Raw genomic sequence first — 6,579 nt, forward strand, 5'->3', positions numbered from 1 at the left:
TGTAGGGGGCTTGCCGCGCCGGGAAAAGCCCTAGCGCCGCTGGAACACGTAGCGGCAGCCTCCCGCCGGCGGCCCGACATCCAGCCCGCCGAAATAGACGCCGTCCATCGCCAACCGGTCGTCGCCCTGCACCCGCGCCCGTCCTTTCAGCATCAGGTCGGCAGGCACGGTGTTGCCGCGTTCGACGACGAAGCCGATGCGCCCGGCGACCGGGTCGAACTCGACCGATCCCCAGTAGTCCTGGCGGACCTCGAACGGCACGAAGGTGACGGCGAAGCGGCCGTCGCTGCTGAACCGGAGTTCGCGCAACGGGTCGCGCGGGACCGGGCCGCCGCAATCCACCGAGGCCTGCGACCAGAAGCCTGTCAGCACGGGTCCTTCGGCGGGGGCGATGCGGAATCGGGTCCGGACCGTCCGTGAGCCCAGCGTCCCCGCGATTTCCACATCCCGTCCGGGCGTCGCGTCAGGTCCGATCACGATCCGGCGGCGCTCGGGCGCGACGGTGACGGCGGGGTCGGACGACGACCACCGGCTGAAGCATTTCAGCGGCACGCCGATCATGCCGTGCAGGCCGTCGTTGGCGTGGATCGCAACCTCGCCCCCGGGGCGTCCGGGCGCGATGGCTACGCCGATGCTCAGCTGGTCGGAGTCATAGGCTTCGCACGGGGGCTCATCATCCTGGGCGGGAACGGTGATCAGGGCGGCGGCGAACAGCAGGTCCAGCAATGGACATCTCCCGGAGCGAGGGGGCCACCGTCTCCGGTGCGGTGCGTCCCGTCAACAGCGCCCGGCAGGCCGGACGCGCGGGCGCGTGGTGATCCCGCTTATGGGTCGGTCGGCTTTCCCAGGTTGACCTCGCGGCGCGACCGTGGCCTGAGGCGCGTCCCATGATCGGCTTCAACACCCAGACCCGGACGACCCTGCGTGAGCTGCTGCACCTGGCGTGGCCGGTGGTGCTGGCGCGCATCGGCATCATGACCATGGGTCTGACCGACGTGATCGTGGTCGGCAACTGGTCCGGGCTGGAGCTGGCCTACAGCTCGCTGGCGCTGGCCCCGACGGCCATCATAGTCACCACCGCGGTCGGCCTGATGATGGGGGTGCAGGTCATGACCGCCCGCCTGATCGGCGAGGGCCGGCGCGGCGAGGTCGGCGGCGTGTTGCGGCGGGGCGTGGTCTATTCGTTGCAGCTGGGCGTGACCTCGATGATCGGCCTGATCCTGATCGGACCCTGGGCGCTTCAGCACATGGGTCTGGCGCCGGGCCTGGGCGAGGGGGCTTCTCCGGTGCTGGTGGTCTTCGCCCTGTCCATGCCGGGCTATCTGGTCAGCGTGGCGGCCCAGTTCTTCCTCGAGGCCCTGCATCGGCCCCGCGCGGGCATGTGGGCCATGTGGATCGCCAACGGGCTGAACCTGGCCCTGAACCTGCTGCTGGTGCCCGACATCCTCGGCCTCGGGATGGACGGCGCGATCGCGTCGGCCTGGGCGACCTTCTTCGCCCGGACCTCGCTGGCGGTCTTCCTGCTGGTCTACATCGTCCGCCTGCCCGAGGCGCGGGCGCTGGGCGTGTTCCGCCGCCCGGCGCGCAACCCGGCCGACGAGCGGGCGCAGCGCAAGGTCGGCTACGGCGCCGGCAGTTCGTACTTCATCGAGGTGGGCGCCTTCGCCGCCATGACCTTCATCGCCGGCCAGCTGGGTGCGATCGAGACCTCGGCCTGGGCCATCGTGCTCAACGTTTCGGCCATCGTCTTCATGGTCCCCATGGGGCTGTCGTCGGCGACCGCGGTGCTGGTGGGCCGGGCCTACGGGGCGCGAGACGGGCGCGGCGTGCTGCGCGCCGGCCTGGTCGGCATCGGCGTGGTCATCGCCCTGACCCTGGCGGTGGCCCTGGCCGTCTGGCCGGGCGCGCCGCTGATCGCCAGCGCCTACAACCGCGACCCCGAACTGCTGGCGGTGGTCGTTCCGGCCCTGGTGCTGACGACCCTGTTCTTCGTGGCCGACGGCATCCAGGTGGTTTCAGCCTCGGCCAACCGCGCCGCGGGCGACGTCTGGTGGCCGACGATCATGCATTTCGCCGCCTACAGCCTGATCATGATGCCGCTGGGCTGGTGGTTCGCGCACGCGATGGGCGTCAACGGCCTGGTCTGGGCGGTGATCATCGCCAGCCTGGTGTCGTCGGCGCTGCTGACGGGGCGCTTCGTGCGGGTGGCGAAGCGGCTGGCGCCGCAGGGATGAGAGATCAGGGATTAGGGGCGGCAGGGTTGCGATATGCCACCGCACTCGCCACTAACCGTGACTAATCCCTGATCCCTCATCCCCAGTCCCCAGCCCCTGGCCTCCATGTCCCGCATCCTCATCACCTCGGCGCTGCCGTACATCAACGGCATCAAGCATCTGGGGAATCTGGCGGGCTCGATGCTGCCGGCGGACGTCTATGCGCGGTTCAAGCGGGCGCAGGGCCATGAGGTCCTCTACATCTGCGCCACCGACGAGCACGGCACCCCGGCCGAGCTGGCCGCCGCCGCCGCCGGTCAGGACGTGCGGACCTATTGCGACGAGCAGCATGAGGTCCAGAAGGCGGCGGGTCAGGCTTTCGGCCTCAGCTATGACTGGTTCGGCCGCTCCTCGAATGCGCCCAACCGCCGCCTGACCCAGCATTTCGCCAATGTGCTGGAGAAGAACGGGCTGATCGAGGAGCGCGTCGACCGGATGATCTATTCCGTCGACGACGCCCGCTTCCTGCCCGACCGCTATGTCGAGGGCACCTGCCCGCATTGCGGCCACGTCGGGGCGCGGGGCGACCAGTGCGACAACTGCGGCCGGCTGCTGGACCCGACCGATCTGATCGATCCGTATTCGGCCGTGTCCGGCTCGCGGAACCTCGAGGTGCGCGACACCCGCCATCTCTACCTGCTGCAGACGAAGCTGGAACAGCGCATCCGCGACTGGATCGGGACCAAGACCGACTGGCAGACGCTGGCGAAATCCATCGCCCTGAAACACCTCGACGAGGGGCTGATCGATCGAGGCATCACCCGCGACCTCAAGTGGGGCGTGCCGGTGGTCGGGCCCGACGGCGGTCCGCGACCGGGCATGGAGGGCAAGGTCTTCTACGTCTGGTTCGACGCCCCCATCGAATACATCGGCGCGACCGAGGAATGGGCCGACGCCACGGGCCGGACGTGGCGCGACTGGTGGCGCACCGACGAGGGCGCCGCCGACGTCCGCTACGTCCAGTTCATGGGCAAGGACAATGTGGCCTTCCACACCGTCAGCTTCCCGGCCACGATCCTGGGCTCGGGCGAGCCGTGGAAGACGGTCGACACGCTGAAGGCCTTCAACTGGCTGAACTGGTACGGCGGCAAATTCTCGACCAGCCAGAAGCGCGGCGTCTTCATGGACCAGGCGCTTGAGCTGCTGCCCGCCGACTATTGGCGCTGGCATCTGACGGCCTATGGGCCCGAGCATTCCGACGCCGCCTTCACATGGGAGCAGTTCCAGTCGACGACCAACAAGGACCTGGCCGACGTGCTGGGCAATTTCGTCAACCGCATCGTCAAATTCGCCGAGAGCAAATTCGACGGCGTCGTTCCGGACGCGGGCGAGCCCGGGCCGCTGGAAGCGAAACTGGAGGCCGACCTGCGCGCCGGCATCGCCGAGGCCACGGCCCAGTTCGAGGCCATGGAGTTCCGCAAGGCCGCCGTGGCCCTGCGCGCCGTCTGGGTTCTGGGCAACGAGTATCTGCAGGAAGCGGCGCCCTGGACCGCCTTCAAGACCGATGTGGATCGGGCCGCCGTCGGCGTCCGCACGGGCCTGAACCTGGTGGCCCTGTTCGCCCGTCTGGCCGCGCCGGTGATGCCGGACTCGGCGGTCAGGATCGCGGCGGCGGTGGGGGCGACGGACCTGGGCTGGCCCTCGGCGGACGCGCCGTTGCTGGACGTCCTGCCACGCGGTCAGACGGTGGCGGCGGCCGGAGTGCTGTTCACCAAGATCGAGGATGCACAGGTGGCCGAGTGGTCCGAACGCTTCGGCGGCGCGGACGCCTGACCGTGGACCGGTCCGCCGCCCTTGCGAGGCTGCTGGCCGAGGACCAGGCCGAGGATCGCGCGGTGCTGGCGGGACAGCCCGCCTATGTCGCGCTGCGAACCCGCGACCGGGCGCGTCGGGAGGCGGTCATGGCGCTGCTGGCCGACGGCTGGCCCGACGACGCCGAGGCCCTCTACGCCGCCGCTTGGGTGTTGAATCACGGGGACCTGTCCGAAGAAGCCGCGCTCGGCAGCCGGCTGGCGGCGCGGGCCGCTGACATGGGCCGCGCCGGCGCCCGCTGGCTCGCCGCCGCGGCGCTGGATCGTTCGCTGATGTATGCGGAACGGCCGCAGAAATACGGCACCAACATCGTGCCCGACGGCGTCGGCTGGCGGCTGTGGGACGTCGATCCGGCGACAACCGACGCCGAGCGCCTCGCCAACGACGTGCCGCCGCTGGCCGAGATGGAGGCGCGCGCGGCGGCGATCGTCACGCCCCAGCCAGACCTGGCCGGGGCGCCGGAGTCGCTCAGGCGGGCGATGCGGCGGTGGGGGACCCTGCCGGAGGCGTAGCCACCGCCGGCGCCGCCGGCGCCGGGGCCGGGGCCGCCGTTTCCTCGCCCTGCACCCCCTTCAGGAATTTGGCCTTCTCCTCTTCACTGATGTCGAGGAAGGCGGGGGCGGAGGCGTTGAAGGCGTCCATGCGGTCGGTTCGCACGATCACCGACCGCGCCCCGTCCCAGACCATGTGCAGGGCGACATAGAGGACGATGACCAGGCCGACGTAGCCGATCCAGCGGTGCTTCGTCAGCAGCTTGGCGATGAAGGTCGCGGCCACGCCCATCAGGCCGATGGACAGGATCAGGCCGAAGACCATGATCCACGGGTGCTCATGGGCGGCGCCGGCCACGGCCAGCACGTTGTCCAGCGACATGGTGACGTCGGCGATCATGATCTGGAGCAGGGCCGCGCCGAAGGATTTGCGCTTGAGGCCGAGGGCCTCGGGCGGCGGGCCGCCGCCGTGGTGGGCGGACAGGGCGGTTTCCAGCTCGGCCTCGGCCTCGGCCTGGTCGTGGGTGCGTTGCTCCTGCAGTTCGCGCCACATCTTCCAGCAGACCCACAGCAGCAGGATGCCGCCCGCCAGCAGAAGGCCGATGATGGCCAGAAGCTGCACGGTGATCAGGGCGAAGCCGATGCGCAGGACGACGGCGGCGGCCAGGCCGATCAGGATCGCCTTCTTGCGCTGTTCGGGCGCCAGGGCGGCGGCGGCGAGGCCGACGGCGACGGCGTTGTCGCCTGCCAGCACCAGATCGATCATCAGCACCTGGCCGAGCGCAGAGGCCTGGCTGGCGAGTTCGGGAGACGAGAGGAATTCCATACGGCGCGCTCTAGGACAGGATCAGCCGGGCATCAATGCCGGATCAGCCGGTCTGTTTCCGGCTGGCCTCGTACAGGGCCACGGCCGCCGCATTGGAGACGTTCAGGCTTTCGAACCCGCCGGGCATGGGGATCTTCGCCAGCACGTCGCAGTGCTCGGCCACCAGACGACGGATGCCGTCGCCTTCGGAGCCCATGACCAGCACCGTCGGACGGCTGTCCAGCGCCTGGTCCAGCGTCAGCTCGGCCGAGCCGTCCAGACCCACGGCGCGCCAGCCGAGGTCGGCCAGCTTCTCGAGCGCGCGGCTGAGATTGGTCACGCGGGCGCAGGGCAGGCGTTCGGTGGCCCCGGCCGACGCCTTGGCCAGCGCTCCTGCGAGGGCGGGGGAGTGCCGGTCCTGCACCACGACGCCCTTCGCGCCGAAGGCCAGGGCCGAGCGGAAGATGGCGCCGACGTTCTGGGGGTCGGTCAGCTGGTCCAGCATGACGATGACGCCGCCCTCGCCCGCGATGTCCTCCAGCGCCACCCCTTCCAGCGGCTGGACCTTGAAGGCCAGGCCCTGGTGCACGGCGCCGGGCGGCAGCATGCGGTCGAGGGCCTGGACCTCGATGATCTCGATCTTGTGGCCGTGGGTCGCCTGATCGCGCTCAAGCTCGGCGGCGCGGTCGGCGGTCGCCAGCAGCCGCCCCATGCCTCTGCGGGCCGGATTGGCGAGCGCCGCGAGCACCGGATGGCGGCCCCAGACGAAATTATCGGCGTCCGCCTTCGCGCGTGACGGGCGCGGCGCGGAATCATTGAAGGTCTTCGGCTTGGGATTGGGGTTCCAGCCGCCGCGGTCCGGACCACCCGCTGACGGGGCCTTGGCGCCSGYTCCGGGCCCGCCGGMGCGGGSYGCRGACYKGTCGCCGAAGRCCGGTTTYTTGCCCGATTTCCGGTCGTTGCGTTCTGGATTTCTCGACACTATAAGACGCCCTCCGATTTGGAGCCCTGAGGGCTTTCGGGTCTGGCGCCCCTCCTAAACCAGGCGACGCGGGACACCGAGAGCTTTTGTTGTTTCGACGACCGAAAGGTCGCCGACGCATCGGTCCGACGGTTCGAAAACGCGCTGGGGGAATGTCCCGAGCGGCAAAGGGGGGGGACTGTAAATCCCCTGCGTAAGCTTCGCAGGTTCGAGTCC

6 protein-coding genes are annotated in these 6,579 nt (G+C 69.9%); 3 read left to right on the forward strand and 3 right to left on the reverse strand.

The window, feature by feature from the left end:
- Nucleotides 1-30: 30 nt before the first annotated feature.
- Nucleotides 31-726: a hypothetical protein gene (locus ASD25_RS03300; protein ID WP_055832111.1), complete on the reverse strand. Its 696-nt coding sequence runs from the start codon at nucleotides 724-726 to the stop codon at nucleotides 31-33.
- Between the two features lie 161 nt (nucleotides 727-887).
- Here ASD25_RS03300 and ASD25_RS03305 point away from each other — a divergent pair, with 161 nt between their 5' ends.
- From ASD25_RS03305 to ASD25_RS03315, 3 genes are all read left to right on the forward strand, one after another.
- Entirely contained in the window at nucleotides 888-2,234 is a 1,347-nt protein-coding gene (locus ASD25_RS03305; RefSeq protein WP_055832113.1) for an MATE family efflux transporter, read from the forward strand.
- Between the two features lie 105 nt (nucleotides 2,235-2,339).
- On the forward strand, nucleotides 2,340-4,046 hold the full coding sequence (gene metG / locus ASD25_RS03310; protein WP_055832115.1) for a methionine--tRNA ligase: 1,707 nt from the start codon (nucleotides 2,340-2,342) through the stop codon (nucleotides 4,044-4,046).
- A 2-nt stretch (nucleotides 4,047-4,048) separates the two neighbouring features.
- Entirely contained in the window at nucleotides 4,049-4,597 is a 549-nt protein-coding gene (locus ASD25_RS03315) for a hypothetical protein (protein WP_156377027.1), read from the forward strand.
- On the opposite strand, the gene ASD25_RS03320 is transcribed toward ASD25_RS03315, so the two are convergent.
- Both ASD25_RS03320 and rlmB read right to left on the reverse strand, forming a co-directional pair.
- On the reverse strand, nucleotides 4,554-5,402 hold the full coding sequence (locus tag ASD25_RS03320; protein ID WP_055832119.1) for a YjbE family putative metal transport protein: 849 nt from the start codon (nucleotides 5,400-5,402) through the stop codon (nucleotides 4,554-4,556). The two genes, ASD25_RS03315 and ASD25_RS03320, sit on opposite strands and share 44 nt — an antisense overlap.
- A 43-nt stretch (nucleotides 5,403-5,445) precedes the next feature.
- On the reverse strand, nucleotides 5,446-6,363 hold the full coding sequence (gene rlmB, locus ASD25_RS03325; RefSeq protein ID WP_082572177.1) for a 23S rRNA (guanosine(2251)-2'-O)-methyltransferase RlmB: 918 nt from the start codon (nucleotides 6,361-6,363) through the stop codon (nucleotides 5,446-5,448).
- Between the last annotated feature and the right edge of the window lie 216 nt (nucleotides 6,364-6,579).

The sequence above is a fragment of the Brevundimonas sp. Root1423 genome (assembly GCF_001426805.1).